Source organism: Methylobacterium sp. GXS13 (genome assembly GCF_001455965.1).
Lineage (GTDB): Bacteria > Pseudomonadota > Alphaproteobacteria > Rhizobiales > Beijerinckiaceae > Methylobacterium.
The window spans coordinates 191441-218021 of the sequence record NZ_LKKO01000058.1 but is presented as its reverse complement, the minus strand read 5'-3'; the positions used below and the strand labels follow the sequence as shown (position 1 = coordinate 218021).

The 26581-nt window shown below is 68.3% G+C and carries 25 protein-coding genes; 20 read left to right on the top strand and 5 right to left on the bottom strand.

Annotation, left to right across the window (positions count from 1 at the left end):
* Positions 1-282: 282 nt before the first annotated feature.
* From AO398_RS20855 to AO398_RS20820, 8 genes are all read left to right on the top strand, one after another.
* On the top strand, positions 283-924 hold the full coding sequence (locus AO398_RS20855; protein ID WP_058194095.1) for a hypothetical protein: 642 nt from the start codon (positions 283-285) through the stop codon (positions 922-924).
* A gap of 319 nt (positions 925-1243) precedes the next feature.
* Entirely contained in the window at positions 1244-2365 is a 1122-nt protein-coding gene (locus AO398_RS20850; RefSeq protein ID WP_082643376.1) for an aromatic ring-hydroxylating dioxygenase subunit alpha, read from the top strand.
* A 104-nt stretch (positions 2366-2469) separates the two neighbouring features.
* A complete protein-coding gene (locus AO398_RS20845) occupies positions 2470-2706 on the top strand; it encodes a hypothetical protein (RefSeq protein ID WP_058194094.1) in 237 nt (78 codons plus the stop codon).
* A 76-nt stretch (positions 2707-2782) separates the two neighbouring features.
* Complete coding sequence (locus AO398_RS20840) at positions 2783-3844, top strand: MBL fold metallo-hydrolase (protein WP_058194093.1); 1062 nt, start codon at positions 2783-2785, stop codon at positions 3842-3844.
* A gap of 130 nt (positions 3845-3974) precedes the next feature.
* The gene (locus tag AO398_RS20835) at positions 3975-5594 is read left to right on the top strand and encodes an ABC transporter substrate-binding protein (RefSeq protein ID WP_058194092.1); all 1620 of its coding nucleotides are present in this window, start codon (positions 3975-3977) and stop codon (positions 5592-5594) included.
* Between the two features lie 101 nt (positions 5595-5695).
* A complete protein-coding gene (locus tag AO398_RS20830) occupies positions 5696-5947 on the top strand; it encodes a hypothetical protein (RefSeq protein ID WP_058194091.1) in 252 nt (83 codons plus the stop codon).
* A 177-nt stretch (positions 5948-6124) separates the two neighbouring features.
* Positions 6125-6538: a histidine kinase gene (locus AO398_RS20825; protein WP_058194090.1), complete on the top strand. Its 414-nt coding sequence runs from the start codon at positions 6125-6127 to the stop codon at positions 6536-6538.
* Between the two features lie 359 nt (positions 6539-6897).
* On the top strand, positions 6898-7179 hold the full coding sequence (locus AO398_RS20820; protein WP_152997584.1) for a hypothetical protein: 282 nt from the start codon (positions 6898-6900) through the stop codon (positions 7177-7179).
* A gap of 42 nt (positions 7180-7221) precedes the next feature.
* On the opposite strand, the gene pcaD is transcribed toward AO398_RS20820, so the two are convergent.
* Positions 7222-8022 carry a 3-oxoadipate enol-lactonase gene (gene pcaD / locus AO398_RS20815; protein WP_058194088.1) on the bottom strand — a complete coding sequence of 267 codons (801 nt, stop codon included), beginning with the start codon at positions 8020-8022 and terminating at the stop codon, positions 7222-7224.
* A 63-nt stretch (positions 8023-8085) separates the two neighbouring features.
* A complete protein-coding gene (locus AO398_RS20810; protein WP_058194087.1) occupies positions 8086-8439 on the bottom strand; it encodes a hypothetical protein in 354 nt (117 codons plus the stop codon).
* Positions 8440-8526: 87 nt separating this feature from the next.
* On the opposite strand from AO398_RS20810, the gene AO398_RS20805 reads away from it, so the two are divergent.
* Positions 8527-8955: a DUF1810 domain-containing protein gene (locus tag AO398_RS20805; RefSeq protein WP_058194086.1), complete on the top strand. Its 429-nt coding sequence runs from the start codon at positions 8527-8529 to the stop codon at positions 8953-8955.
* A gap of 4 nt (positions 8956-8959) precedes the next feature.
* Here the strand turns inward: AO398_RS20805 and AO398_RS20800 are convergent, their stop codons facing one another.
* Entirely contained in the window at positions 8960-11404 is a 2445-nt protein-coding gene (locus tag AO398_RS20800) for a PBP1A family penicillin-binding protein (RefSeq protein WP_058194085.1), read from the bottom strand.
* 169 nt (positions 11405-11573) lie between these two features.
* A complete protein-coding gene (locus tag AO398_RS20795) occupies positions 11574-12233 on the bottom strand; it encodes a DUF308 domain-containing protein (RefSeq protein ID WP_058194084.1) in 660 nt (219 codons plus the stop codon).
* A 199-nt stretch (positions 12234-12432) separates the two neighbouring features.
* On the opposite strand from AO398_RS20795, the gene AO398_RS20790 reads away from it, so the two are divergent.
* Positions 12433-13683, top strand: coding sequence for an HlyD family secretion protein (locus AO398_RS20790; RefSeq protein WP_058194083.1), 1251 nt, complete (start codon positions 12433-12435; stop codon positions 13681-13683).
* Positions 13684-13688: 5 nt separating this feature from the next.
* A complete protein-coding gene (locus AO398_RS20785; RefSeq protein ID WP_058194122.1) occupies positions 13689-15293 on the top strand; it encodes a DHA2 family efflux MFS transporter permease subunit in 1605 nt (534 codons plus the stop codon).
* Between the two features lie 12 nt (positions 15294-15305).
* Here the strand turns inward: AO398_RS20785 and AO398_RS20780 are convergent, their stop codons facing one another.
* Positions 15306-16568 carry a transglycosylase SLT domain-containing protein gene (locus tag AO398_RS20780; RefSeq protein ID WP_058194082.1) on the bottom strand — a complete coding sequence of 421 codons (1263 nt, stop codon included), beginning with the start codon at positions 16566-16568 and terminating at the stop codon, positions 15306-15308.
* Positions 16569-16892: 324 nt separating this feature from the next.
* Here AO398_RS20780 and AO398_RS20775 point away from each other — a divergent pair, with 324 nt between their 5' ends.
* The 9 genes from AO398_RS20775 to AO398_RS20735 all read left to right on the top strand — a co-directional run bounded on the left by AO398_RS20775 (position 16893) and on the right by AO398_RS20735 (position 26494).
* Positions 16893-18083, top strand: coding sequence for an inositol-3-phosphate synthase (locus AO398_RS20775; protein ID WP_058194081.1), 1191 nt, complete (start codon positions 16893-16895; stop codon positions 18081-18083).
* On the top strand, positions 18083-18988 hold the full coding sequence (locus AO398_RS20770) for a hypothetical protein (protein ID WP_058194080.1): 906 nt from the start codon (positions 18083-18085) through the stop codon (positions 18986-18988). The genes AO398_RS20775 and AO398_RS20770 overlap by 1 nt, the downstream gene beginning before the upstream one ends.
* 62 nt (positions 18989-19050) lie before the next feature.
* Positions 19051-20232, top strand: a complete 1182-nt coding sequence (locus AO398_RS20765; RefSeq protein ID WP_058194079.1) for a methyltransferase domain-containing protein — start codon at positions 19051-19053, stop codon at positions 20230-20232.
* A complete protein-coding gene (locus tag AO398_RS20760; RefSeq protein ID WP_058194078.1) occupies positions 20232-21245 on the top strand; it encodes a Gfo/Idh/MocA family oxidoreductase in 1014 nt (337 codons plus the stop codon). The genes AO398_RS20765 and AO398_RS20760 overlap by 1 nt, the downstream gene beginning before the upstream one ends.
* Positions 21242-22843 carry a YcaO-like family protein gene (locus AO398_RS20755; RefSeq protein ID WP_058194077.1) on the top strand — a complete coding sequence of 534 codons (1602 nt, stop codon included), beginning with the start codon at positions 21242-21244 and terminating at the stop codon, positions 22841-22843. Before AO398_RS20760 ends, AO398_RS20755 begins: the two co-directional genes overlap by 4 nt.
* On the top strand, positions 22840-23712 hold the full coding sequence (locus AO398_RS20750; protein WP_058194076.1) for a sugar phosphate isomerase/epimerase family protein: 873 nt from the start codon (positions 22840-22842) through the stop codon (positions 23710-23712). Before AO398_RS20755 ends, AO398_RS20750 begins: the two co-directional genes overlap by 4 nt.
* Before the next feature lie 148 nt (positions 23713-23860).
* Complete coding sequence (locus tag AO398_RS20745) at positions 23861-25099, top strand: glycosyltransferase family 4 protein (protein ID WP_058194075.1); 1239 nt, start codon at positions 23861-23863, stop codon at positions 25097-25099.
* A gap of 17 nt (positions 25100-25116) precedes the next feature.
* Complete coding sequence (locus AO398_RS20740; protein WP_058194074.1) at positions 25117-25875, top strand: PIG-L family deacetylase; 759 nt, start codon at positions 25117-25119, stop codon at positions 25873-25875.
* Positions 25865-26494 carry a uracil-DNA glycosylase gene (locus AO398_RS20735; protein WP_058194073.1) on the top strand — a complete coding sequence of 210 codons (630 nt, stop codon included), beginning with the start codon at positions 25865-25867 and terminating at the stop codon, positions 26492-26494. Before AO398_RS20740 ends, AO398_RS20735 begins: the two co-directional genes overlap by 11 nt.
* Positions 26495-26581: the final 87 nt, after the last annotated feature.

Below are 26581 nucleotides of genomic sequence, written 5' to 3'. Positions count from 1 at the left end.
CCGGCGGATTCCGGCGCGGCGGATCGGCCCAACACAGATCGCGCCCGAGGGCGCGGACGCGCTGTCGGGCGTTGACCTCCGGCCTCAGGGGCCGGTCGGCTTCGTGTCGTGGCGATCAACTACGGATCGGAAGCGCGGGGGTTAGCGGCCGCGGCCGCAAAAGTCAATTTTCGGTGTCCTCGGCTGCAAACCACCTCAGGGTTGAACCCGTCCATTAACTTTTACGGATCGTTAAGCATGTTGGGACTCTGATCGGACAGCACCCGTTCAGGACGACCGCCGATGTCGGAACCCGCCCGCACTTTACCGCCGCACGAGACCGGCAGCCGCATTGCCCCCGGTCCCCTGCGGGATTGGCTCGCGACGATGAAGACCCACAGCCCGGCCGAGCTGCGCGGCCACGATCGGCCGGAAGAGGCTCTGCAGGAAACCAAGGCGGAGACCAAGGCGCCGCGCGGTGCCGAGACGGCGTGGTCGCCCCGGCTCGTGGCGCAGCCCGAAGGGCCGCTGTCGGCCGCCGAGGACGCGGACGTGTCCGAGTTGATGGCCGAGAACCTGATGCTCAAGGCCAAGCTACGGCTGGAGGCCGAGCGTCAGGACGAGCTGCAGGCGATCCTGGCCGAGGAGATTCGGACGCTGCGCGAGCATATCCGCGAGGAGATCGGCTCGATCGAGGATCTGCGCGCCGAGCAGGAGGATGTCCGCGCCGAGCGCGAGGAGTTCCGCAGCGAGCGCGAGCGGTTCCGCCAGGAGCGCGAGCACATGCGCATCGAGCGCGACCGGGCCGTTGCCGAGCGCGACGCGCTGCGGGTCGAACGGCACGCGATCGCGGCGGAGCGCGATGCCCTGCGCGAGGAGCGCGACCTGTGGCGGGCGCGGACCGAGGCCCTGGCCCAGCCGCTGTTCCAGGCTCCGAAGCGCTGAACATTCAAGCTCTTAAAAGCCGAAGGGCCACCCGTGAGGATGGCCCTTCGCATTGCCGAACCGACATGTCCGGCGGAACTGTCCCTAAATCGGGGCTCAGACGCGTCTTAGAACGACGCGCCGGAGGCGACGGTCCAGGTCCGGTAAGCCGAGACTGACGGCTGATGACAATGAGACACTGGATCACCTCCTTTCGTTCGTTGCGGGTGATGCCAAGGTAGGTGGCTCACCGCCGCTTGTGAAGCCCCGCGGCTGCGCCCGTTTGTCCTCCCCGTGCCGGCGCCCGCACCCGTGCTTCCCCGCCCCGGCTGTCGGGCGTATGACCGGCGCTCCGAGGCCAGCCCGAAACCCCTTGACCGCTCCCGTCACGTCCCTGCCGCGTCCCGCTGAAGACGCCGCCCTCGATCCCGAGGCCATGCGCCAGCCGCTCGGCAATGCGTGGTACTGCGTCGGCCAGTCCCGCAGCCTCGGTCGCACCGGGCTTCGCGCCGTGGAGCTGAACGGCGAGCAGATCGTCCTGGGCCGCGCGCCGGACGGAATCCCCTTTGCCCTGCGCGACCGCTGCCCGCATCGCGGCATGGCCCTGTCGAAGGGCCGCTTCGACGGCGACACGCTGATGTGCCCGTTCCACGGCTGGCGCTTCGGCACGGATGGGCGCTGCCGCGATGTGCCGACGCTCTCCGAGCATGATGCCGCCGATTTCTCACGCATCCAAGTTCAGCGCTTCCCGGTCTGCGAGAGCGCCGGGTTCCTGTGGGTGAACCCGCATCTCGGCCCCGCCTCCGGCGCGGTGCCGGCGGTGCCGGAACTGGATTTCGAGCCGGCCGGGTCTCTGGTCGTCGAACTGGTGGTCGAGGCCTCCTACGACCTCACCACCTTGAGCCTGGTCGATCCCGGGCACGTCGCCTTCGTGCATGACAGCTGGTGGTTCCGCCCGTCGAAGCAGCTGCGCGAAAAGGTGAAGACGTTTCAGCCGGTGCCGCACGGCTTCGTCATGACCAGCCACGCCACCACGACCAGCTCACCGGTCTACCGCCTGCTCGGCGGCGTGCCGGAGGTCGAGATCGAATTCCGGCTCCCCGGCGTCCGCCTGGAGCGCATCCGCGCCGGCGAGAAGCGCGTGGCCAATTACACCTTCGCGACGCCGCTCACGCCGGACCGCACGCTGCTCACCAACGCCCTCTACTGGAGCATGCCGGCGCTGAATCTGCTCAAGCCCGTCGCCCGGCCGCTGATGCGGCAGTTCCTGACCCAGGACCAGCAGGTGCTCCAGCACGCCCAGGACGGCCTGGACCGCAAGCCGACCATGGTGCTGTTCGGCCAGGGCGACCTGCCCTCGCAATGGTATTTCCGCCTCAAGCGCGAGGCCCTGGAATCGGCCCGGGCGGGTCGTGCGTTCGTGAACCCGCTGGAACAGCGCGAGCTGCGCTGGCGCTCCTGATTTGTAGGAAAGTTATAGATAACTATTCGAGGCGATTAACGCATCATTAACTATAATTGCGCACTCATGTTATGGAATTATTTCCCTCGAGACGCTGCGCGCCGATGCCTCGCTTCTTCATCGACCTCCATGACGGCTCCCAGCCGGTCCGCGACGAGGTCGGCTTCGACCTGCCGGATCTGCCCGCCGCTCGCGCCAAGGTGACCCGGATCATGTCGGCGATCGCCCGCGACATGCTGCCCGACGTCGAGCGCCAGGATTATGTCGCCAGCGTGCGCGACGCGGTCGGCAAGGTGGTGTTCCGCGCGCGCCTGTCGCTCGCCGCGGAAGCGGTCGAGTGAGGCAAAGACGACCCTGAGGCTCCCCGTCGCGGCCGAAGGAGCTTGACCACGGCGCCTTGCCGGCCATGTCCTCTCCATGAAACGGCGCAGCCTGCTCACGGTCGCGAGTGCGGCCACGGTCATGACGCTCGGCGGCGTGGGCTATGCCGCTCACCGGCGGGGCAAGAACCCGTATTATCGCGGATCGAAATCCGATCATTTCGATGGGCTGCGATTCTTCCTGCCGGACCAGGCCACCGACAAGTCGCTGCCGGACGTGCTGCGCTGGCAGGCCAAGCGGCAGCGCGAGCCCTGGCCCAAGAGCTACCCCAGCCCGTTCCCCGCGGACCGTCCGCCCGAACGCAGCGGATCGCTGCGCGTCGTGCTGATCGGCCATGCGAGCTATCTCGTGCAGGTCGCTGGCCGCAACATCCTGATCGATCCGGTTTTCGCCAAGCGTGCCAGCCCGCTGCGCTTCGCCGGACCGAAGCGGGTCAATCCGCCAGGGATCGCGTTCGGTGATCTGCCCCCGATCGACGTGGTCCTGATCACCCACAACCATTACGACCATCTCGATGGGCCGAGCCTCGCCCGGATCTGGCAGGCCCACCAGCCGCTGATCGTGGCGCCGCTGGGCAACGACACGATCCTGCGCAACTTCGACGACACGATGCATGTCGAAACCCGCGACTGGGGCGAATCGGTCGATCTCGGCGACGGACTGGCCGTCCACCTGACCCCCGCCAACCACTGGTCCGCCCGCGGCGTGCAGGACCGGCGCATGGCCCTGTGGTGCGCCTTCGTGCTCACCGCGGCCCAGGGGGTCCACTACCATGTCGGCGATACCGGCTTCGGCGACGGCGGCCTGTTTCGCGACATCCGCGCCCGGTTCGGAGCCCCGCGCCTGGCGACGCTGCCGATCGGTGCCTACGAGCCGCGCTGGTTCATGCAGGCCCAGCACGTCAATCCGGCCGAGGCCGTGGAGGCGTTCGCGCTCCTCGGGGCCGAGCAGGCGCTCGGCCACCATTGGGGCACCTTCCAGCTCACCGACGAGGGCATCGAGCGCCCCGTCGAGGCGCTGGCCGCGGCGCTGGAGGCGCAGGGCATCGCCCCAGAGCGGTTCCTGGCCCTGCGGCCGGGGCAGGTCTGGGCGGCCTGAGGGTCGGAATACCGGCGGCAGCCGCGTTGGGCACGATGCATGCAAGATGCCGTATGCGGCCCCCAAGCGGTGCTCTCGACGGAGGGGGCGACGCCGATTGGCCGCGCGTCCCCTCCTGCCGAGAGACACGATGGACCCGATCAAGCCGACACGCCGCGCGCTCATGGCCGGGGGCGCCGCCCTGGCGGTGTTGGGTACGGCGGGCCGGGCTGGCGCGCAGGGCGCAGCCGCCGGTAGCCTGACCTACGGCATCTCGATGACCGACCTGCCGCTCACCACCGGCCAGCCGGACCGGGGCGCCGGCGGCTACCAGTTCACCGGCCTGACGCTCTACGATCCCCTAGTGGCCTGGGATCTCGGGATCGCCGATCGGCCCGGCACGATGATCCCCGGCCTCGCCACCGCCTGGGAGGTCGACAAGGCCGATCCCAAGATCTGGATCTTCCACCTGCGCGAGGGCGTGACATTCCATGACGGCTCGGCCTTCGATGCCGATGCGGTGATCTGGAACTTCGACAAGGTTCTCAACAAGGAGGCGCCGCATTTCGACCAGCGGCAGGCCGCCCAGGTCCGTCCGCGGCTGCCGGGTGTCGCGAGCTATCGGAAGCTCGACGCCAAGACCGTCCAGGTGACCACCAAGAACCCCGACAGCCTGTTCCCCTACCAGATGCTGTGGTTCCTGATCTCTTCGCCCGCGCAATACGAGGCGGTCGGGCGCGACTGGGCCAAGTTCGCGTTCCAGCCCTCGGGCACCGGGCCGTTCAAGATGGGCCAGCTGGTCCCCCGGGTCCGCCTCGAGCTGCTGCCGAATGCCGGCTACTGGAACCCGAAGCGCGTGCCGAAGCTCTCCAAGCTGACCCTGACCTGCGTGCCCGAGGACCTCGCCCGGGTGAACGCGCTGCTCTCCGGCAACGTCGACCTGATCGAGGCGCCGGCCCCCGACGCGGTTCCGCGCCTCAAGGCATCCGGCATGCGCGTCGTCGGCAACGACACGCCGCATGTCTGGAACTACCACCTGTCGATGCTGGAGGGCTCGCCCTGGCGCGATCTGCGCCTGCGCAAGGCCGCCAACCTCGCCATCGACCGCGAGGGCGTCGTCCAGTTGCTCGGCGGCCTCGCCCAGCCGGCGGTCGGCCAGATGCAGACGTCGAGCCCCTGGTTCGGCAAGCCCAGCTTCCAGATCAAGACCGACGTCGATCAGGCCCGCAAGCTCGTTCAGGAGGCCGGCTTCTCGGTCCAGAACCCGGTGAAGGCCACGATCATGATCCCCACCGGCGGCACCGGGCAGATGCTGTCGCTGCCGATCAACGAGTTCATCCAGCAGAGCTGGGCCGAGATCGGCATCCAGGTCGAGTTCAAGACGGTGGAACTGGAGGTCGCCTACACGGCCTGGCGCCAGGGCGCGGCCGATCCGAGCCTCAAGGGCATCACCGCCGGCAACATCGCCTACGTCACCTCGGACCCGTTCTACGCGATCCTCCGCTTCTACGATTCGAAGCAGATCGCCCCGGGCGGCGTGAACTGGAGCCACTACCGCAATCCCGAGGTGGATGCCCTCTGCGACAAGGTGAAGGCGAGCCTGGACCCGGATGAGCAGAACAAGCTCCTCGCCCGCATCCACGAAATCGTCGTCGATGACGCGGTGCAGGTCTGGGTGGTGCACGATACCAATCCGCACGCATTGTCGCCGCGGGTAAAGAACTATGTCCAGGCACAGCACTGGTTTCAGGACTTGTCGACCTTGGCCTGAGGCCGGTCTGATCCACGCTGTGCGTCGGGGAAAGCCTGGGGCGAATCGGGAACGATCCTCACGAGACTGTGTTGGGCCTCCAACGCACGAAGGAGTGTCCCATGAAGACCCTGCTCGCCGGCGCCATCTTGGCCGCCTCCCTCGCGACCGTCGTTCCGGCCTCGGCCCAGCGCATCGATATCGGACCCGACGGCCCCAGCGTCGATCTTCGCTCCCGCGGTCAGCGGGAGCGTGACTTCCGGCGCGAGGAATATCGCCGGGACCGCGATCGCGCCGACGACGATGACCGGATGTATCGCCGCCAACGCTTCGAGGATGATCGCCCGGCCGTCCGTCGCGGCTATGGCTACTGAGCCGGCCTGCCGACAACGTAGTGTGATCTGATGATCGTAAGAGGGGTCGGCCTTTGCCGGCCCCTTTTTCACGTTTGTGCTTCTCTGGGTGCAGCGTTGCCCAGCCAATTTCGCACTTGCGGCAAAGCCAGGGCGAGACTAGGAAGATCACGCATCATGTTTCGGGAGCATTTGGCAATGGCACTTCGTTTCATCAGTGGTTTCGCGGCGGTCGCATTCGCCGTCTCCGGTCTCGCCGTCCCCGCCGCCCTGGCCAAGCCGGTGAGCGGCGCCAGCGCCGTCAAGATGATCGACACCGACAACGACGGCACCGTCGACCTCAAGGAAGTGGAGGCCGTCGCCTCGGCAACCTTCGATCGTCTGGAGAAGGATTCCGACGGCACCCTCGACGCCAAGGAACTGAAGGGCCGTCTGAGCAAGGCTGGCCTGAAGCAGGCCGATCCGGATAGCGACGGCACCATCGACAAGAAGGAATACCTCGCTGCCGTCGCCGACCGCTTCAAGGCGGCCGACCCGGATGGTGACGGCACCCTCGACGCCAAGGAGCTGAACTCCAAGGCCGGCAAGGCGCTGCTTGCCCTGATCAAGTAACGGTTCGTTAGCGCTCGTCGCACGGACTGAGAATATCGACGCCCTCGCGGATATCTTCGCGGGGGCGTTCTTGCGTTTCAGGACCGAATGCCGGGCCTGGCGGCGCGATACGGCTCGATATGCTTCTGCACCCTTTGGTTGTAGCTCGTTTGTCTCGAAGGTAATGTCCGGCTCAGCGTCGCAGGGAAAAACCCGGAGCAAGCGCGATATAATTCCCTCATGCCTCGAAGATGTGCAGGTAAGTGGTTGACGGACCGCAACCTGTAGGTGCAGTTTGGGGATGGTTGGGGGACCGGACCATGCGTAACGACACGCCCGAAGACGCAACAAGTTTGGAATTGCTCGCGGAGATGCGGGCGATGATCGACGCCGCGCGTCACGTCATCGAAGTCTCGCAGACGGCATGCGCTCGGCCCGCCGGCGAAGAGGCGGCTCTACAGGAGCCGCACGCCGTGGACCTTCAGATCGAGTCGTCGGACCTGCTCGGAGATATCAGCGACAACCTGCTCATCGCCTATCACCTCGCCAAGCACGATGGCGATCCAACGACCGTGGCGCTGATCGAGAAGGTCTTGTTCCACGTCGGGCGTCGGCTTGCGAGCGGGATGTCGCCGGCCGATGTCGGCATTCCCTGCCACTAGGATCACGTTCGGAGCGGTGATTGTCCGCGGGGGCCTGAACGCTCAGGCATGGGCCGCCTTGCAGCGGTCCAGGAAGGCGCGCAGGTAGCTGCCGACTGCATCGGCGCGCTCGATGGCAAGGAGATGCGCTGCCCGGGGGAGCACAACCAGCTCGGCTTGGGCGATGCCGGCGCAAATCTCTTCCGCCATGGCCGGAGGTGTCGATGGGTCGTCGCGTCCAGCCATGACCAGGGTCGGTGCCGCGATGCGCGACAAAGCCGGCCGCAGGTCCATTCGGCCGATCGCCTCGCAACAGACCGCGTAGCCGGTCCGGTCGCAGGTGACGAAGCGCTCGCGCACGATCTGCATGGCCTCGGGTGCGCACTCCGCGAAAGCCGCCGTAAACCAGCGCGCCAGGGTCGCGTCCGCAAGAGCCCCGGTTCCTTGCGACCGTGCCGTGGCCGCGCGCTCGTTCCACATCTGCGGGCTCGGCAGATGAGCCGCCGTCGCCATCAGGGTCACGCTCGGGATACGCTCCGGTTCGGCGCTCGCCAGGGCCTGCACAGTCATGCCGCCCAACGAGAGCCCGACCAGATGGGCACGGTCGATCCCGAGGGCGTCAAGCAGTCCGGTGAGGTCGCCCGCCAGATCCGCGATCTCGGTGGGCCGGTCGCGCGTTTCCGAACCGCCATGACCGCGCGTGTCGTAGCGAAGGGTCCGGAAGCGTCCGGCCAACATCGGCAACACCGCGTCCCACATCTCCAGCGTCGCGCCCAGCGAGTTCGAGAAGGCCACTACGGGGGCGCCCTCCGGGCCTTCGAGGCGGTAGCGGAGCTCAAGCCCCCGGATGGCGATCTGCGGCATCAAGCGTCTCCGTGTTCGGCTGTGCGATTCATCTTCGCAGATAGGTCCGGATGGACCGTCTGATCAGCGCCGCCGCGCAGTGTGACGGCGAATCAGACAGATCGTGGCCGCGACAGCCCAGGCGGTGAGGGTCGGCGCCAGCCATTGCTGGAGGTTCGGCAGCGACCAGCCATACAGGAACTCGGCACCCAGATGCGCTTGAACGGCGTCCCAGCCGGCATGCTTGTTGTCATGCTCGCGCTGTCCGGCCTCGCGGCCAAAATAGTAGGTCGAGACCACCAAGGCCGCGGTCGCCTCGGGCCGGGGGATGCGCAGCCAGCGCATGGCGGTGGCGACCCCGGCGGTCTCTGGCAGGGCTGTGAGGGCGTGGCTCGCCGCGGGGTTGGCGATCATGAAGTCGAGAAGCGCGTCGAGCATCTCGAGCGCTTACTCGATCCGGCCTCGGCGCTGTACGCATCCGATCGACCGCCGCTGGGTTGGTTCCGTGCAGAGCGGAGCGGGACCATGGCTGAACCGTACAATCTCGAGCGTTTCGTCGCCGCGCAGGAGGGTGTTCATGAGCGGGCGCTTGCCGAGCTTCGGGCCGGAGAGAAACGCAGTCATTGGATGTGGTTCATCTTCCCGCAGATCGCCGGCCTGGGCTTCAGCCCGATGGCGCAGCGCTATGCCATCGGTTCCCTCGACGAGGCCAGGGCATACCTCGCTCATCCCGTGCTCGGCGACCGCCTGCGCGCCTGTACGGCGGCGGTGAACGGCGTCACCGGCCGCTCGGCGCACGTGCTCTTCGGTTCGCCCGACGACGTGAAATTCCGCTCGAGCATGACGCTGTTCACGCGCGCCGCGCCGCAGGAGCCGCTCTTCGCCGCGGCGATGGTGCGATATTTTGACGGCGAGCCCGATCCGCTGACGCTCGCCAAGCTCGGCGCGAACTAGAGGGTCACCGCCCCCACAGGCCGACGCGCTCGGCCCGAGCCTGCTCCTCGGCGCCGAGCAGGTCCGGGGGCGCATCCTCTGCGGCACGCGCGCCGCCCGCCGTGAGGATCAAGGCGGCGAGGTCGTCGCCCTCGATCCGGCAGCGGCCCGTGGCGCCGTCCGAGACGGTACAGACCACCTCGCGGCGGCGCAGGTAGTTCGCAAGCTGGCGGGCGAGGTGGCCGCGCTCGCCGACGACGCCGAGCAGGCGTACGGTCCGCCCGCGCAGCGAGAGGGTTCCGGTATCGATCACCTCGGGCACGCCCCGGATTTCGGCGGATGCCACCGGGGTCGACGGCGGCGCCGCGGCGGCGCCCGGCGCCGGCTCGGCCCGTTCCGCCGAGGGGCGCGGTCGGCCCTTGGCCAGCTGGGCGGAGGCGCGCTGGACGAAATCGTGGAAGATGCCGGCCGGCATCTCGCCGCCGAACATCCGGTTCATCGGGCTGTCGTCGTCGTTGCCGATCCAGACCCCGACCACGAGCTCCGGGGTCATGCCGACGAACCAAGCATCCCGAAAATCCTGGCTGGTGCCGGTCTTGCCGCCGATGATCTGGCCGGGCACCCGTGCTGCCCGGCCGGTTCCGGATTCGACCACTGCCTGCAGTGAATCGAGCATCATCTGGCGCGGCTCCTGCGCCAGGGTGGCGGTGGGCGCCGGTTCGGCCCGGACGTAGAGCGGCTGCGGGGCCGCGCCGCGGATCGCGTGGATGCCGAAGCTTGCGAGGGGTGCGCGGCCGGAGAGCACGGAGCCGTAAGCGCGGGTCATCTCCAGTAGGCTGACGGTACCTGACCCGAGGACGAGGCTCGGTACGTTCGGCAATTCGGATTGGATTCCCAGCTTGCGCGCTGTGGCGATCACCGCCGGAATGCCGACATCCTGACCCAACTGGGCCGCCACCGTGTTGATCGAGAGCGCGAAGGCGGTCCGCAGCGGCACCGGCCCGCGATAGCGCCCGTCGTCGTTCTCGGGCTCCCAGTCGCCGATCCGCACCGGACGATCGTCCATGACGGTCTCGGGCGTAAGGCCCTGCTCGTAGGCCGTGAGGTAGACCAGGAGCTTGAACAGCGAGCCTGGCTGCCGCTTCGCCTGGACCGCACGGTTGAACTGGCTGTCCTCGTAATCCCGGCCGCCGACCATGGCGAGGATCGCGCCGGTCTTCGACAGTACCACCATGGCGGCCTGGCCGACCTTGCGCTTGGCCCCGTCCTTGTCCAGTCGCCGGGCGACGACGCCTTCGGCGAGGCTCTGCAGGTCGAGATTGAGGGTCGACCGCACCGTCATGTCGCCGTCGATCCCGGCCAGACGCTTCACGTCGCCGGCGATCATGTCGAGAAAGTAGTTGGTGCCTGGTGGCGCCTCGGGCGGCGACTTCAGGGTCACGCTCTGCTTGCGCGCCGCGTCGGCCTCGGCTTGCGTGATTGCACCGGTCTCGACCATGGCTTGCAGCACCACGTCGGCCCGCTCCTTGGCGCCGCCGAGGTTGCGGGTCGGGGCGAGCTGCGAGGGCGCTCGCACCAGCCCGGCTAGCATGGCCGCCTCGGGCAGGGTCAGGGCCTTGGCCGGTTTGCCGAAATAGCGCCGGGCCGCAGCGTCCGCCCCGTAGGCGCCAGCGCCGAAATAAGCGGCGTCAAGATAGCCGAGCAGGATCTCGTCCTTGCTCATCGTCGTCTCGACCCGCAGGGCCAGGAACGCTTCCTGGACCTTGCGCCAGAGCGTCTTCTCCTGATTGAGGGAGGTCAGGCGGACATATTGCTGGGTGATCGTCGAGCCGCCCTCGCGGACGCCGCCGCCCACGGCGTTGCGCCAAGCGGCGCGGGCGAGGCCGCGCAGGTCGATGCCCCAGTGGCTGTAAAAGCGTCGATCCTCGATCGCCACGATCGCCTTGGCGAGATTCGGAGGCATATCGGCGGCGGTGAGCTTCTGGCCGCGGAAGCTGCCCCGTGTAGCGAAAACCCGGCCGTCATCGGCCTCTACGGTGATCGCCCGCTGGCCGGTATCAACGACGGCTCCGCCGAGCGGCGGGAGTGTCAGGAGGGCGGCGAGCAGATAGATCGCCAGCGCCAGGGCGGGCAGCAGGATCGCGAGGCCGGCCGAGAGCAGCACGGGCCGACGCCGCAGGCGGCCGACATATCCCGTGTCGACTGCCGGGCGAATTGCCGGGTCCACCGTCACCGGCCGAGCGCCGTCCCGCTTGCGCGCAAGGGCGCTGGCCATTCGCGCGAAACCCGACTGCCCCAGGCGCATGAGGCTGCGTCCGGCGGCGGCGATCAGGATCCACAGATGGCGGAAGAGGTCGCCGGCGGCGCGTCGGGCCTCGCGGGCGGCCTCTCGCGGATCCGGCGTGTCAGACTCGGGACCCTGTGCGGGACCCGAATCGGTCGGGGCGCGCTCCGGCGCGTCTGGCGTCATCGCGATGCGTGTTCCGGGACCGGCCTGTCCGGTCGATGCCGCGTTCTAAGCTGCATTCGGGTGCGTGTCCCATCGACAAACGGGCGATATCCGCCCGCAGCGATCGAGGAGCGGCGACCGTGTGCCCCGCGCCACGCAGACTGGCGGATGACCGGGCCGGCGCAGGCGATTACCGCCCGACGACCGGTCCGGCGGCCCCATGGCGGCTGCGCAGCTTGATGGCCAGGATCAGCAGGAGCACGCCGAACGCGAAGCTGTAGGCGCCGATCCACCAGGTCAGGACCAGGGCCGACATGCCCGGCTCCAGGATCAACGCGATGCCGAACAGGATCGAGACGAGGCCGCCCAGTCCCAGCCACCACCGCCCGTAATGGAGATGCAGCCGGAAAGCGGCGGCGATCATCAGGCCCGCGGTCACGAGCGCCCAGGCGGCGAGCAGCAGCACGAACGCCCAGACCGCGGCCGCCGGCACCAGCGCGGCCGCCACGGCGACGATGATATCGACGATGCCTTCAAGGAGCAGGAAGCCCCAGCGCTCATGCCGCTGTGCGGCCCGCACCGCGCCGACGATGGCGAAGATCCCGTCGACGAGCATGTAACCGGCGAACAAGAGCACCAGCGACAGCACGAACGCCGCGGGCGCCGCGAAGGCCACGACGCCGAAGAGGATCGCGATCACCCCGCGCAGGGCGATAAGCCACCAGTTCCGGGCGAGCGACGCGCTCATGGCGTCGAGCCGGGCGGCTCCGGTGAGTGGAATGCCGGATGGGGACGTCGCAGTCGAACCGTAGCCCGGGCCCTGGGGTGTCGGTGACGGGGTGCTGATCATGGCGGAACTCCGGAACGCGCCGGGCGCGCGTGCCCAGTCGGTTCGCCCGCAGAACGCCGCACTGCGACAAGCGTTCCTGAGCACGGTCGCACGCGGGGCGGAACCTTGGTGCGGCCGGCGACTTTTGGTGACCGAGGCGGGCATGAGTACAGCCCGGCCGCCGCTCGGCGGCCGGTCCATCCGGTGGTGATGAGACGCCATGTTTGACGATCAGCGGCAGGCTGCCGAGCCTGCGTCGCGCCCTGTTCAGGCCGAAGGCCGGCCCGACGCTCCCGATCGCGACATTCTGGATCTTCGACGCGACGGTTCCCATTCGGATGGTGAGACCGCGCGCAAACTGGCCCAAGAGGGCGACGAAGATCAGCGTGCTTCGGACGAAGAGCCCGAGCAGGACGGCAAGCCGGAGGACGAGGAACAGCGACCGAATATCCTGCGCCGCCACCCCTGGGCGTTCCTGTTCGGGGGCCTCGCGGTGGTCGCGCTGTGCGTCGGCGTGTTCTTCTACTGGCTCCTGTACATGCACCCTTACGAGAGCACCGACGACGCGTTCGTCGATGCCCGCAGCATCGCGATTCAGCCGAAAGTCGGCGGTTATCTGGTCGAGGTGCCGGTTACCGACAATCAGCATGTCGACGCTGGGCAGATGCTGTTCCAGATCGATCAGCGAGACTACCGGATCGCCCTGGAGCAGGCCAAGGCCCAGGTCGTGGCCGACGAAGCCGCGATCAAGAACATCGACGCCCAGATCCAGGCCCAATACGCCAACATCGATGTGTCCAAGGCCCAAGTCTCCACCGCAGAGGCGGCGCTGAAATTCGCCCAGGAGGACGCGGCCCGTTACAAGGACTTGGCGGAGCGCGGCTCGGGCTCCGTTCAGCAATCGCAGTCTGCGACTTCGACGCTCCAGCAGCGCCAAGCCTCGGTGCAGAGCGCCAATGCCAGCGTGGTCGCCGCTCAGAAGCAGATCGGCTCCCTGCAGGCCCAGAAGGCCTCGACTCAGGCGCAGATGGCCCGCGACAAGGCGCAGGTCGAGCAAGCGGAGCTGAATCTCGGCTATACTACGCTCAGGGCCGTGCAGCCTGGGCGCGTCGTGCGCTTGACCGGCGGCATCGGGGCGTACGCGCAGGCCGGTCAGAGCCTCTCGATGTTCGTGCCGGACGACATCTGGGTGACGGCAAATTACAAGGAGACCCAGATCACCGACATGCGTCCGGGCCAGCCCGTAGACCTTGTGATCGATGCCTATCCGGGCCGGACGATCCACGGCACGGTGGCCTCCGTCCAGCCCGGTTCCGGTACGGCCTTCAGCCTGTTGCCGGCTCAGAACGCGACCGGCAATTACGTGAAGGTCACGCAGCGCATCCCCGTGAAGATCGTCGTCAAGGATTGGCCGACGGACGTGTCGATCGGCCCCGGCATGTCGATCGTGCCTACCGTCACGGTGCGGTGACCACGATGGCCGGCAAGGGCCAGGCATCTTCCGATAAGGCCCCCGGCGGACACAATCCGTGGCTGATCGCTGGCGTGGTGGCACTCGCGACTTTCATGGAGGTGCTCGACACCACCATCGCCAACGTCGCTCTGCGGTACATCTCCGGTGGCCTCGCGGTCGGGCCCGACGAAGCGGCCTGGGTGGTGACCAGCTACCTGGTGGCCAACGCCATCACGCTGACTGCGTCGAGCTTTCTGGCCAAGCGCTACGGCCGCAAGGCGTTCTTCATGTGGTCGGTGGGCCTGTTCACCATCGCGTCGATCCTATGTGGCTTCGCTTGGAGCCTCGAATCGCTGCTGCTGTTCCGGGTGCTTCAGGGGCTCGGCGGCGGCGGCATGGCCCCGCTGGCACAGTCGATCCTGGCGGATTCGTTTCCGCCCGAAAAGCGCGGGCAGGCCTTCGCCCTCTACGGTGTCGCCATCGTGGTTGCGCCGGTGATCGGCCCGACGCTCGGCGGTTGGCTGTCGGACAACGCCTCCTGGCACTGGTGCTTCTTGATCAACGGGCCGATCGGCGTGATCGCGCTCGGGCTGATGTACTGGCTCATTGAGGACAGCGACGCTGCCAAGAAGGAGCGCCGCGCCCTGGTGCGCAAGGGCATCCGGTTCGATGTCGTCGGCTTCCTGCTGGTCGCCCTGTTTCTCGGCTCGCTGGAAGTGATCCTCGACGAGGGGCAGCGGAAGGACTGGTTCGGCACCTCGACCCTGATGAACGTGTCGGGCGTCCTCGTGGTCGTCTCGTTCGTCGCCATGATCCCGTGGCTCCTCACCCGCAAGAACCCGGCGGTCGACCTGCGCCTGATCGGCAATCGCCAGTTCGGCTCCTGCTTCCTGGTGATGATGTTCACCGGGGCGATCCTGATCTCGACGACGCAGTTCATCCCGCAGATCACGCAGGAATATTACGGCTACACCGCCACGCTTTCGGGTCTCGTGCTGGGCCCGGGCGGTATCGTCACCGTCGTGATGATGTTCCTCACCGGCCGTGCCTCGGCCTACGTGCAGCCGAAATGGCTGATCGCCGCCGGCATGACCATCGTGGCGCTCGGGATGTACGACCTGACGCGGATCAACGGGACGACGACCTTCGCGTTCTTTGCCTGGTCACGAGTCTATATCGGCATCGGGCTGCCGATGGTGTTCCTGTCGATCACTTCCGCGTCGTACGAGGGCCTGCGTAAGGACCAGACCGATCAGGCCTCGGCTCTGATCAACGTCGCCCGCAACGTCGGCGGCTCGATGGGCGTGTCGCTCGCCCAGAACATCTTGGCTTATCGCAGCCAGTTCCATCAGAGCCGGCTTGTCGAGAGCGTCAACCCGGCGGCGCCGGCCTACCAGGAGACCATGCGGCAGGCGACGCAGTACTTCTCCGAGCACGGCTATGCAGGCGTCGAGGCCCAGAGCCAGGCGACCGCCTGGATCGGCAGCGTGCTTCAGACCCAAGTGGCCTACTGGGCCTATATCGATGTGTTCTGGGTACTCGGCTTGGTGGCCGCCTGTGCGGTGCCACTCGCGCTGAGCCTGAGAACGGTCAAGCTTGGTGGCGGCGCCCCGGCAGGCGGGCATTGACGCGGAGTGGCATCAGACGCCGTCCGGGGGCAGCGCCTCCGTCACCTCCACGCGGCGGTTGTCCGGGACTTTGTCGGGCTCGTTCGTCGCGGTCTCGGTCGAGGTCGGTGCCTTGTCGGGGGCGCCCGCCACTGCGGCGACGCCCTGGTAGCGGGTCAGGCGACGGTCGATCATGTCGTCGATCCGACCGTGCAACTCCGCGACTGTTAGGCTGCGGCGCTTGCCACCGGATTTCTCAGTAAACAGGTTGCGATTGGCCCGGGCGGCACTGCGGAACTCACGACCCGCCACCTCGTCGGGCTTCTCGGAGGACAGCGAAAGGAAGCGTCCGGCGCTGGCGCTGCCGAGGAAGTGGGCGAGATACAGCTCGGTGGTGGTGAGCGCCCGCCCGACCTTCGCCTCGATCCGCTCGCGGTCGCGCTTGATCAACTCAGCCGCCATCAGAGCGGCGACGCGGGGATCGTTGCGCAGGCCCAGAACCCGGGCACGCATGGTGCCGGCCACGGTGATCGCGGAGCCCCGGCCCTTCACGGCAGCGGCTTCTTCGCTCAGGCCGTAGCGGGGACCGTAATCGCGGATCATCTCCAACCAAGTCCGGGTGACGAATTGGAACAAGCCCTGCGCCGAGGAGGTCCCCGCCTTGGCATCCGTGTCGAAGCTCGATTCCTTGTCGGCCAAGGCCATCATGTAGACCGGATCGACGCCGGCCTCATCGGAGGCCTTCACGATCGTGTCCACCACCTTGCGCGGCACGCTGCGCTCACCGAACCGGACCGCATCCTCGCCTTGCTCCTGGATCACCCGAGGCAGGGTTGCGAGGTCCTCTTGGATCAGGGCGACGGTTGGCGGCTCTTGGTCCTCGACGGGCAATCCGGTCCAGTCTGCAGCGCCCTCGGTCGGCGCCGTGTCTGCGAATCCGGCCCGCAGGCCCCGATCCAATCCGCCTGCCTGCATCCAGCCGGTCTCGCCCTCGGCGGCGAGTGCCCGGGCAGCGCGCGGGCTGGTGTCGATGCGGTCATGGGCCTGAGCGGACGGCGCGAAGAAGGCCGGCGCGAAGGCCGCCTGCGGCAGTCCGAACCCGGCGACAACGCCCAAAGCCAGGGTCCCTGTGAGGCGGCGAAGGCCATTGCGGCCGATGCAGCAAAGTGACCGGCGCCCGTTCCTGCGTCCGGCCCGCGGCAGCCACGCCACGGTTTCAGTCTCACAAAAGCTCGCGCTGGGCACGAGTCGGCTCACGTCGTCGGCGCAACGCGCCGGCTCCGGGAAAACCCCCATCGTTGGTCCTCTTCCAGATTGTCCCTTGTGTCGGTCCGGCGTCTGGCGGCCGGTTTCTCGTAGGCGGCGGCCCTATCGGCGCTTGCCGTGACCAGAATGGGACGGCCCCGTGATTCAACCGTGGCACGGTCAACGAAGGGTTAACCCTGCTTTTTCAGGCCGCCTTAACGCCCTGATCCGGCCGCGCCGGGCTCCCCGCAGGCGCAAAGTTGTCGCATTCGACTTGGAACGGGCCACGATCGAGCCAGTTAGATATCGCCCCGGGGGGGTCGACTACTCTTTCCCCAGACGCGACGCGCGTCCCCACAAGGACACTATTTTCCGATGAGCATGCAGACCGGTCGCCGCGTCGGCGTCGCGTTCGTTGGCATGGGTGGCGCTGTCGCCACCACTGCCATCGCCGGCATCGAAATGATCAAATCCGGATCGAACCGGCTGGATGGACTGCCGCTCGCCGGCCTCTCCGTGGCAGGCATGGCCGATTACAAGGACCTCGTGTTCGGCGGGTGGGACCTCAACGGCGATGACCTCGCCTCGGCTGCGTCCGGTCACGGCGTGCTGTCGAAGGACGACATCGAGGACGGTGCCCAGGCGCTCAAGGGCATCACGCCCTGGCCCGCGGTCGGCAGCGCCAAGTTCTGCAAGAACATCGATGGCACGAACCGCATCGTCGCCAAGGATCACCGCGAGGCGGTCTCGGTCATCGCCAACGACCTGCGGCGCTTCCAGAAGGAGAGCAACCTCGATGAGGTGGTGGTGGTGAACCTCGCCTCCACGGAGCGTTGGCCGGACCTTAACGATCCGACCCTCAACTCAACCGCCGCCTTCGAGAAGGGCCTGGATTCCAGCGACGAGGCGATCTCGCCCGCGATGCTCTACGCCTATGCGGCGATCAAGAGCGGCATCCCCTACGCCAACTTTACCCCGAGCATCGCGGCCGACGTGCCGGCCTTGCTCGGGCTGGCCACGGAGATGAACGTCCCGGTGGCCGGAAAGGACGGCAAGACCGGCCAGACCATGATGAAGACGGTGCTGGCACCGGCCTTCAAGGCCCGCGCCCTCCATGTCGACGGCTGGTTCTCGACCAACATCCTAGGCAACCGCGACGGGCTGGCCCTGAACGACCCGAACTCGCTGCAGTCGAAGCTGAACACCAAGGGCACGGTGCTCGACTCGATCCTCGGCTACCCGGTCGAGGACCATCTGGTGCACATCCACTATTACCGTCCCCGCGGCGACGACAAGGAAGCCTGGGACAACATCGACGTCACCGGCTTCATGGGCCAGCGGATGCAGATCAAGGTCAACTTCCTCTGCAAGGACTCGATCCTCGCCGCACCGCTGGTGATCGAGATCGCCCGCGTGCTCGATCTCGCGAAGAAGCGCGGTGATGGCGGCGTGCAGGAGCAGCTCTCGACCTTCTTCAAGGCCCCGATGGTGAAGAACGGCCACGGGCCGGAGCACGCCTTCGGCAAGCAGGAAGCGATGCTCCTCGACTGGCTCGGCGTCCACTGATGTCCGACGCGGCGGCGCCGGCCGCTCTGCGCGAACTCTTCGTCGAGATGAACGACCTCAAGCGCGTCCATTCGGCGGGCCGCGAAGGGTCGATCGCCGAACGGCTATTCGCGCAGGGCTGGAGTCTGCTCACCGGCGGCGCCGCACCGGACGATGTCGCCCTCGACATCACCGCGACGACGTTGGCCGCGACCCGCCTCTGCGACCTCGACGCCGCCTTCCTGGCGGCGGCGGGGCTCTCGGAGACGGCGGCCTCGGAAGTGCTGGTGGCGGGCTTCGACGCTGTCACCGGCGATCTCGATCCGGACTTGCGGGATCGACTGCGCGGCCGGCTTGCGCCGCGGCCGCCGGGCCGGCCCGGACCGGTGCCGGCCTTCGTGTCAGCACTGGCGAAGCAGCCGCGGGCGGGGGTGACCTGCCCGGGCCGTGCCCGGATCCTGCTGGAGCCCCCGGAGAATCATGCCGAGCACTGCCTGATCGTGGCGGTCTACGGCGTCTGCCTCAGCCCGTTCTACCGGGCCGATCCCGGGACCGTGTTCCTCGCCGCCATGGCGCATCACTTCCACAACGCCGCGATGCCGGATGCCGGCTTCACCGGCGAGATGCTGCTCGGCGATCATCTCGGCCCGATCATGGCCGTGACGACCGCCTGGGCAATGTCCGAACTCGACGGGCCCCTGCGCGGGCAGGTCGAGCGGGCGCGGGCTGTGCTGCCGGACGATGCCACCGCGGAAGGCCGTGCGTTTCACGCTGCCGATTGCGTCGACCGGGTCCTGCAGATCGCCCAGCATCTGCGCGGCGCCTCGACCACGATGGCGGCAGTGCTCGACGAGTGGGAGCTGGTCCATGCCGGACCGGTGAAGGGGTTCCACGACCGTGTCCTGCGCGACATGCGCATCCCTTAGGACCAGACCCGCGTTGTCCGTCAGACCCCGTCGCCAAGGCGACGGGGCGGTCCCGAAAGCCCATGATCCCGTTCGAACTCAGATCGCCGCAAACCGGCAACGTGCTGAAGCCCGACGTGCCGCATGCCTTGCGCGATGCCGGCACCGGTGCGCGCTGGCCCGTCATCGATGGCATCCCGTATCTGCGGATCGGCCGCGAGGCTCTGGTCGAGCGGGTTCTGGCCCATCTCGACGCGGGTGAGGCCGATGAAGCGCTCGCTGCTCTGCTGGTCGATCAGGATGATTGGTGGAACGGCCCTCCGGCCGATCCGGCGGAAATCATCCAGCTCATCAAGGACCGTCGCCATGCGACGCTGCGGGATGCAGTGGAGCGCCTCGGCTGGGGCCGCGTCGGCAACTATTTCCTGCACCGTTGGAGTGACCCGACGTTCCTGGCCGGACTGACGCTGCTTGAAGCCCACTGGAACGAGCCGCGCTGCGTCTTCGAGTTTGCCTGCGGCATCGGCCACTACCTGCGGGAGCTCGAGCGCCGCGGCTGCAAGACCGCCGGAGCCGACGTGGTCTTCGCCAAGCTCTGGGTCGCCCGCCACTGGGTCGTGGGCCCCCGGCCGCAACTCGTCTGCTTCGATGCCGGCTCGCCACACTGGCCGATCCCCGGCGCGCCTGTCGATCTCGTGGTGTGCAACGACGCCTTCTACTTCCTCGATGACAAGGCCGGTCTCCTCGAAAACCTGCGCCAGAATGCCGGCGATGATGGCTGGTTGGCCCTGAGCCACATCCACAACCGCGAGTGCCCCGGCTTCTCCGCCGGTCGCGCCGTCACCGCCGAGGAAATTGCCGAGTTGTTCCCCGATGCCCTCGTGTACGACGACGCGGAACTGACTCGTGCCCTCGTCGAAGCCCGGGCACCGGTGCCCCAGGAGCCCGCCGCGCTGCGCACCTGCGAGGCGTTCTCGGTGGTTGCTGGCCCTGGCATGCGCCCCGCACCCCGCGCGGTGGTGGACGGCCTAACCTTGCCGAAGGCTGGAACCGTCGTGCAGCTCAATCCGCTCTACCAGCCCGAGGGCGACGGCCATGCGATCCGCTGGCCCTCCGATCGCTACCGCGAAGAATACGCCCCCCGAGCCACCTACCCGATGCAGACGTCGGCCCCCGAACATATGACCTTCGACGGTCGCATAGACGGTGCCGAGACGCAGCGGGTCCGCGCCCGCGAATTCGTCGATCTCCCGGAGCGGTGGTGATGGACGCCGTCGGCTGGGGCATCGTCGGCTACGGCTGGGTCGCCCGCGATTACATGGCCCCGGGTATCCGGGCGGCGGGCCACCGCCTCGTGGCGGTCAGCGATCCCAACCCGGAGAGCCGCGCGGCGGCGGAGCGCGAAGGCGCCCGCGCTCATGCCGATCTCGCCGGTCTCCTCGCGGAGCCGGAGGTCGAGGCGGTCTACGTGGCGACGCCGAACCACCTCCACCGGGGCGCCGTCGAGGCGCTGGCGGCGGCCGGCAAGGCGATCCTGTGTGAGAAGCCGATGGCGGCGACGCTCAGTGACGCCGAGGCCATCGTGCGGGCGGTAGAGTCCCAAAACATCTTCTACGGCACGGCCTTCGATCAGCGGCACCATCCGGCTCACCGGGCCATCCGCGCCCAGGTCGCAGCCGGTCGGATCGGGACGGTGACGACGGTGCGGATCGTTTACGCCTGCTGGCTCGGGCGCGACTGGTCGGAAGCCGGCCAGCCCAACTGGCGGATCGACGCCGCGCAGGCCGGTGGCGGCGCCCTGATGGACCTCGCTCCCCATGGGCTCGATCTCGTGGATTTCCTCCTCGGCGAGCCCATCGCGGATCTCGCCGCCCTGACCCAGAGCCGCGCCCAGGACTATGCCGTCGATGACGGCGCGCTGCTGATTGGCCGGACCGCTAGCGGTGCATTGGCGAGTCTGCATGTCGCCTACAATTGCCCCGACGCCCTGCCGCGCCGCCGCCTGGAGGTGGTCGGCACGCAGGGCCAGCTCATCGCCATCGACACGATGGGTCAGACGGCCGGCGGATCTCTGACCTTCACGGACGGGGCGAGCGGACGCACGGAGCCGCTGGCCTTCGATGCCGGCAGCTCGCCCTTCACCGAGCAGGTGCGTGCCTTCGGCTCGGCGTTGCGCCGGCCCGAGGAGCGAGCGGCCTATTCGGCGGCTCGTGATCTCCACACCATGCGCCTCGTCGCCCGAGCCTACGGCTACGAGGGAACCGGACGGACGCCTTGACCAACGCAGATTTCAGTCACGACCAGGACGACCGAGCCCGCCACGAGCGGATCAAGGCGCCACGCCCCTATCGCTTTGGCGCCAAGCGCCGGATCGAGGGGCTGCCGGAGTCGCTGCCGGATCCGGTGCGGGCTTATCTCGACGTGCTGCCTGAGGGGCGCATCGTCGGCTTCCCGCTGGCGCCGCTGGACCGCACCGGCGTTCCGGTCTGGTTCGTGGCCCTGTTCCTCGACGATCCGTTCTTCGTCGGCGCGATGCCGTCCGGGATCGGCTACGGCGCCACCGATGAGGAAGCGCTGATCGGCGCCGTGGCGGAGATCGCCGAGAATCTGATGCCCTCGCTGGCGGTGCTGCCGCGGGCCAAGGAGCGTGCGAGCTACGCTGACCTCGTGCGGGTCTATGGGGCGAATTCGGTGGCCGATCCGCTCACCCTGTGCCTGCCGGCGGGCTCTCCGGTCGGCCGCGATACGGTGCTGGAATGGACACCGGCGATCCGGCGGGGGACCGACGAGATCGTGCTGATGCCGCTCGACGTGGCCGCCACCGATTACTTCGAGCTGTCGGAGGGCTATCGACCCTTCACCAACCTGATCACCAACGGCCTCGGCGCAGGGCCGGACGTGCCCTTCGCGCTCGGCCACGGTGTGCTCGAATTGCTGCAGCGCGACGGCAACGGTCTGCTGTTCCGCGCTCTCGACCAGGGCGTGATGCTCGATCTCGACGGGATCGGCTCTGAGAACGCCGCGATGCTGGCGCGCCTGAAGGATCTGGGCATCCGCGCGCTGCCGAAATTTGCCACCGACCAGTTCGGCCTGACCAATATCTACGTCGTCGGCTACGACGAGGATCCGGCGCGGGCGCCCGCGCCCATCGCCCTCTCGGCCTGCGGCGAGGCCTGTGATCCGGATCGGGAGCGGGCCCTCCGCAAGGCGCTGCTCGAATTCCAGGCGGCCCGCGTGCGCAAGACCTTCGGGCACGGGCCGCTGGACCTCGCTGCCACAGTCACGCCGCCCGGCTATGTCGACGCCTTCATCCAGAAGGCGCTGCCCAGCCTCGACCTTGAGGAGAGCCGCGCCCTGCAGGCCATGCTTGCATGGATCGAGATGCCGGCTGCAGACCTCCGCGGCGTGCTGGCCGACACCGTGTACAGCGAGCGCAGCACCAAGCGGTTCTCGGACCTGCCATCCACCGAGGCTGCCGATGGGCATGCCCGCGGCAAGATCGCTTGCGATCGGCTCACCGAGGCTGAGTTCGATCTGCTCTACGTCGATTGCTCGCCGCTCGGCGGCAGCGTCGGCGTGGTCAAGGCGATCGTGCCCGGCCTCGAGGTCGAGACCATGAGCTACTACCGCATCGGCGAGCGCAACACGCGCAAGCTGATCGAGCGCGACCATCCGCTGATCCGGTTCGGCACCGAGACCGAGACCCTGCGCCCGGTGCGCCTCACCCCGGAGGCCCTGGAGCGCTTCGGCGGCCAGCCGCTCTTCGACACCGCCTTGGCCGAGCAGATCGTCGGCCGGCATTATCCGCTCTACCGCGAGCCGGAATCCCACCACGCGCCATTCCGCCTCGCCCAGAAGCAGGGGAGGGCGGCGTGACCCTCCGCTTCGCCTACAACACCAATGGCGCCGCCAACCACCGCCTCGACGACGCGCTGCACCTGATCAAGGCGGCGGGCTACGACGGCGTTGCTCTGACGCTCGACATCCATCATCTCGATCCGTTCGCCGAGACCTGGGCGGCGGAAGCCGGCCGGGTGGCGAGCTTGCTGGAGAAGCTGGAGCTGGCCTGCGTCATCGAGACCGGCGCGCGTTTTCTGCTCGATCCAAACGCCAAGCATGAGCCAACGCTGGTGACCGCTGACGCAGCGGGCCGTGCCCGACGGGTCGGCTTCCTCAAGCGCGCGGTCGAGATCGGCGCGATGCTGTCGGCCGAGGCGGTGTCGTTCTGGGCCGGTGTGCCGAAGCCCGGTGTCGACCACGACGAGGCCCGCCGGTGGCTGACCGAGGGGCTGCACGAAATCGCGGCCTTCGCCACGCAGGCCGGTGTGGTGCCCTGCCTGGAGCCCGAGCCCGGCATGCTGATCGAGACGCTGGACGATTACGCAGCCCTCGACGTGCCCGGACTGAGGCTCGCCCTCGACACCGGTCATTGCCTTGTCACTGGAGAGCGCGAACCGGCTGCGGCTGTCCGCGAGTTCGCAGATCGGATCGGCACCGTCGCGATCGAGGACATGAAGCGCGGCAGCCACATCCATCTGCCGTTCGGCGAGGGTGACATGGACGTGCCCGGCGTGCTCGGCGCGCTCGAAGAGATCGGCTTCGGCAAGCTGGTCTGCGTCGAGCTGTCCCGCGAGAGCCACCGGGCCGACGTCATGATCCCGCAGGCGCTGGAGTATCTGCGCGGCTGCCGCCGGCCGGGCCCGGAACTCGCCGGCGAGCAGGAGACACGGCGGCAATGGCAGTGAGGGGACGCGCGCACCTCTCCTCCCCCTTGCGGGGAGGAGCCGGAGGTGGGGGTGCTGCAAGATCGAGCGCCCTGGTGCCGTCTGCGCCACCCCCACCCCTACACCTCCCCGCAAGGGGGAGGGGATCCTGGCCGTCCGGTGATGCCCAATGAGAATCCTCTTCCTCAGCCGCCGCTATTTCCCGGCGATATCGGGCATGAGCGTCTACGCACAGAACCTGTTGCGCGAGCTGGTTGGCGCAGGTCACGACGTGACGATGATCTCGCAGTACCGGGGCGATGCCTTCGGCACCCGCGTCTATGGCGGCGGCCCGCCGCCGCAGGTGCCAGGGGTGCGGGTGATCGGCCTGGAGCAGCTCGGCGAGCAGACGTCGGGCGATTTCGAGCGCGACATCGCCACCATGGTGGACGCCATCTGCCGGGAGCACGCGGACAAGCCGTTCGACGTGCTGCATGCACAGTACGGCTACCCCACGGGCTGGGCGGTTCTGCTCGCCGCGAGAAAGCTCGGGGTACCGAGCGTGGTCTCGATCCAGGGCGGCGACGGCCACTGGGTCGGTTCCTGCTGCGAGACCCACCGGGTGGCGATGTGCGAGGTCCTGGCGCACGCCAACGCCCTGCTGATCGGCGGCGCGTCCTTCGTGGGCGAGGTCTGCGAGCGCCTCGGCTCCGATCCCGCCCGGTTCACCATCGTGCCCGGTGCGGTGGACACCGACCGCTTCGCGCAAGGCACATCTGATGGCCTGCCGACGCCGCATGCCGGCCCGGTCCGGCTGTTCTACCATGGCCGGGTCGACCGCCGGAAAGGCGTGCTCGACTTCATCAACGCCCTGGCGGTCCTGCGCGAGCAGGGCACGCCGTTCGCCGCGACGATCTCGGGGATCGGGCCGGACGTGGATCCGGCCCAAGCCCTCGCTGCGGACTTGGCCTTTTCCCCGCGTGAGATCGCGTTTACCGGCTATGCCGAGTACGGCCGCGTGCCGGACCTCTATCGGCGCGCCGACGTGTTTGTGTCGCCGACCTATGCGGAGGGGTTCTCCAATACGATCCTCGAGGCGATGGCGGCCGGGCTTGCGGTGGTCTCCTGCCACGCCGTCGGCGTCTCGGATTGCCTGCGCGACGGCGAGAACGGCCTGCTGGTCGATCCTGGGGACGTTCCGGCGCTGGCCAGTGCGCTCACCCGCATCGTCACGGACGCGGAACTGCGCCGCGGTCTCGCGATGGCGGGCCTCGAAGAATGCCGGCGGGTTTATTCGTGGAGCGCGGTCGGCCGGCAGATCATGGAGGTCTACGCGCGCGTGCATCACGAGCGTCCGGCCACGGACTTTTCTGTCGACCTGCCCGAGGATCCGACCTGCCGCTTCCGCGCCGAACCGCATCTCCTCTGACCGAAAAGCCGCGCCGCGTGCCGACAGTTCTCGCCCTCTCGCCCCACCTCGACGACGCGGCCTTCTCTTGCGGCGGCCTGCTCGCAAGCTTGGCCCGACAGGGTTGGCGGGTGGTGATGGCGACGCTGTTCACCGGCAGCGTCGCCGATCCGAAGGGCTTCGCGCTGGCCTGCCAGCTCGACAAGGGGCTGTCGGCCGAGGTCGACTACATGGCCCTGCGCCGGGCCGAGGACGTCCGCGCGGCCACTGAACTCGGGATCGCCCCGCCCCGGCATCTGCCGTTTCGGGAAGCGCCGCACCGTGGCTATGGCTCCGCGCCGGAGCTTTTTTCCGCGCCCCACAGCGATGACGATATCGCGGCCGTACTGGAGACGGCCTTCTCCGGTCTGATTGCCGAGGAGAGGCCTGACCTCCTCCTCGCCCCGCAGGCGGTCGGCGGCCATGTCGATCATGTTCAGGCGGTCCGTGCCCTGACGAGCCGCGCCGTGCCGATCCCGATCCTGTGGTGGCGCGACTTTCCCTATACCGTCCGGGAGGCCGCGCCTCGGGAACCGCTGGCCGACCTGTTCGCCGTCCTGCCGGTGTGGCGGATGGCCCTCGATCCCGAGGCGCAGGCGCGAAAACGCGCCGCCTGTGCCGCCTATGCGAGCCAGATCGGATTCCAATTCGGCGGTGTGGAAGGCCTCGACACGCGCCTTGCCCGGGAGGAGGGGATCGAGCGCTTCCGCGTCACGGGCCAGCTCGACGCGGCGATCCTCGGCCTCGATGCTGCCTGAGCCGCAGGCGCCGAAAGCTCTGACCGATCCTGAGGCGCTCGCCGCCCGCCGCGCCTTGATCACCGCGCCCCATATCGCCCCGATACGGAGCCTCGCCGAGCGGATCTCCGTGGAGCGGGGCGCGCCGGTGCCGATTCCCGACCCGCTCGACGGTGGCGTCGCGGCGCGGATGCTGCTGCTTCTGGAGACCCCGGGGCCGGCGGTGCTGCGCACCGGCTTCGTCACCCGCGACAGTGCGAACGGCACCGCCGCCAACCTGTTCCGATTTCTCAAGGATGCCGGCATTCCCCGGGCCGACACCCTGATCTGGAACGCCGTGCCCTGGCTGATCCATGAGGAGGGCGCTCTGAACCGGCCGCCGCGCCGGGCGGAGCTCGCCGCGGCGGCGCCCTATCTCGCTCCGCTGCTCGACCTGTTGCCGCATCTGACTGTGGCGGTGCTCGCTGGCCGCTACGCCGGCAGCGTGGCACCAGCGATCGAGGCCCTGCGCCCTGGCCTGCCCCTGATCGCGATCCCGCATCCGAGCCCGACCTATGTCTGCACCGCGCCGGAGGTGCCGGCGCGGATCCGGATGGGCTTGTCGGAGGCCGCGGCGATCCTCTGCCGCGCCATCCGTTGAGGACCGGGCCACCATTGCATCCGGGCCTTCCCTGGCCTTGCGCGCTGGTTCGGCCTACATGGCGAGGCAACGGGCCGCGGTCCGGGA

Excerpts from the sequence above, each read along its gene's own strand:
- AO398_RS20855 (WP_058194095.1), top strand. The coding sequence starts at position 283 with ATGTCGGAACCCGCCCGCACTTTACCGCCGCACGAGACCGGCAGCCGC.
- AO398_RS20850 (WP_082643376.1), top strand. The coding sequence starts at position 1,244 with ATGACCGGCGCTCCGAGGCCAGCCCGAAACCCCTTGACCGCTCCCGTC.
- AO398_RS20845 (WP_058194094.1), top strand. The coding sequence starts at position 2,470 with ATGCCTCGCTTCTTCATCGACCTCCATGACGGCTCCCAGCCGGTCCGC.
- AO398_RS20840 (WP_058194093.1), top strand. The coding sequence starts at position 2,783 with ATGAAACGGCGCAGCCTGCTCACGGTCGCGAGTGCGGCCACGGTCATG.
- AO398_RS20835 (WP_058194092.1), top strand. The coding sequence starts at position 3,975 with ATGGACCCGATCAAGCCGACACGCCGCGCGCTCATGGCCGGGGGCGCC.
- AO398_RS20830 (WP_058194091.1), top strand. The coding sequence starts at position 5,696 with ATGAAGACCCTGCTCGCCGGCGCCATCTTGGCCGCCTCCCTCGCGACC.
- AO398_RS20825 (WP_058194090.1), top strand. The coding sequence starts at position 6,125 with ATGGCACTTCGTTTCATCAGTGGTTTCGCGGCGGTCGCATTCGCCGTC.
- AO398_RS20820 (WP_152997584.1), top strand. The coding sequence starts at position 6,898 with ATGATCGACGCCGCGCGTCACGTCATCGAAGTCTCGCAGACGGCATGC.
- pcaD (WP_058194088.1), bottom strand. The coding sequence starts at position 8,022 with ATGCCGCAGATCGCCATCCGGGGGCTTGAGCTCCGCTACCGCCTCGAA.
- AO398_RS20810 (WP_058194087.1), bottom strand. The coding sequence starts at position 8,439 with ATGCTCGACGCGCTTCTCGACTTCATGATCGCCAACCCCGCGGCGAGC.
- AO398_RS20805 (WP_058194086.1), top strand. The coding sequence starts at position 8,527 with ATGGCTGAACCGTACAATCTCGAGCGTTTCGTCGCCGCGCAGGAGGGT.
- AO398_RS20800 (WP_058194085.1), bottom strand. The coding sequence starts at position 11,404 with ATGACGCCAGACGCGCCGGAGCGCGCCCCGACCGATTCGGGTCCCGCA.
- AO398_RS20795 (WP_058194084.1), bottom strand. The coding sequence starts at position 12,233 with ATGATCAGCACCCCGTCACCGACACCCCAGGGCCCGGGCTACGGTTCG.
- AO398_RS20790 (WP_058194083.1), top strand. The coding sequence starts at position 12,433 with ATGTTTGACGATCAGCGGCAGGCTGCCGAGCCTGCGTCGCGCCCTGTT.
- AO398_RS20785 (WP_058194122.1), top strand. The coding sequence starts at position 13,689 with ATGGCCGGCAAGGGCCAGGCATCTTCCGATAAGGCCCCCGGCGGACAC.
- AO398_RS20780 (WP_058194082.1), bottom strand. The coding sequence starts at position 16,568 with ATGGGGGTTTTCCCGGAGCCGGCGCGTTGCGCCGACGACGTGAGCCGA.
- AO398_RS20775 (WP_058194081.1), top strand. The coding sequence starts at position 16,893 with ATGAGCATGCAGACCGGTCGCCGCGTCGGCGTCGCGTTCGTTGGCATG.
- AO398_RS20770 (WP_058194080.1), top strand. The coding sequence starts at position 18,083 with ATGTCCGACGCGGCGGCGCCGGCCGCTCTGCGCGAACTCTTCGTCGAG.
- AO398_RS20765 (WP_058194079.1), top strand. The coding sequence starts at position 19,051 with ATGATCCCGTTCGAACTCAGATCGCCGCAAACCGGCAACGTGCTGAAG.
- AO398_RS20760 (WP_058194078.1), top strand. The coding sequence starts at position 20,232 with ATGGACGCCGTCGGCTGGGGCATCGTCGGCTACGGCTGGGTCGCCCGC.
- AO398_RS20745 (WP_058194075.1), top strand. The coding sequence starts at position 23,861 with ATGAGAATCCTCTTCCTCAGCCGCCGCTATTTCCCGGCGATATCGGGC.
- AO398_RS20735 (WP_058194073.1), top strand. The coding sequence starts at position 25,865 with ATGCTGCCTGAGCCGCAGGCGCCGAAAGCTCTGACCGATCCTGAGGCG.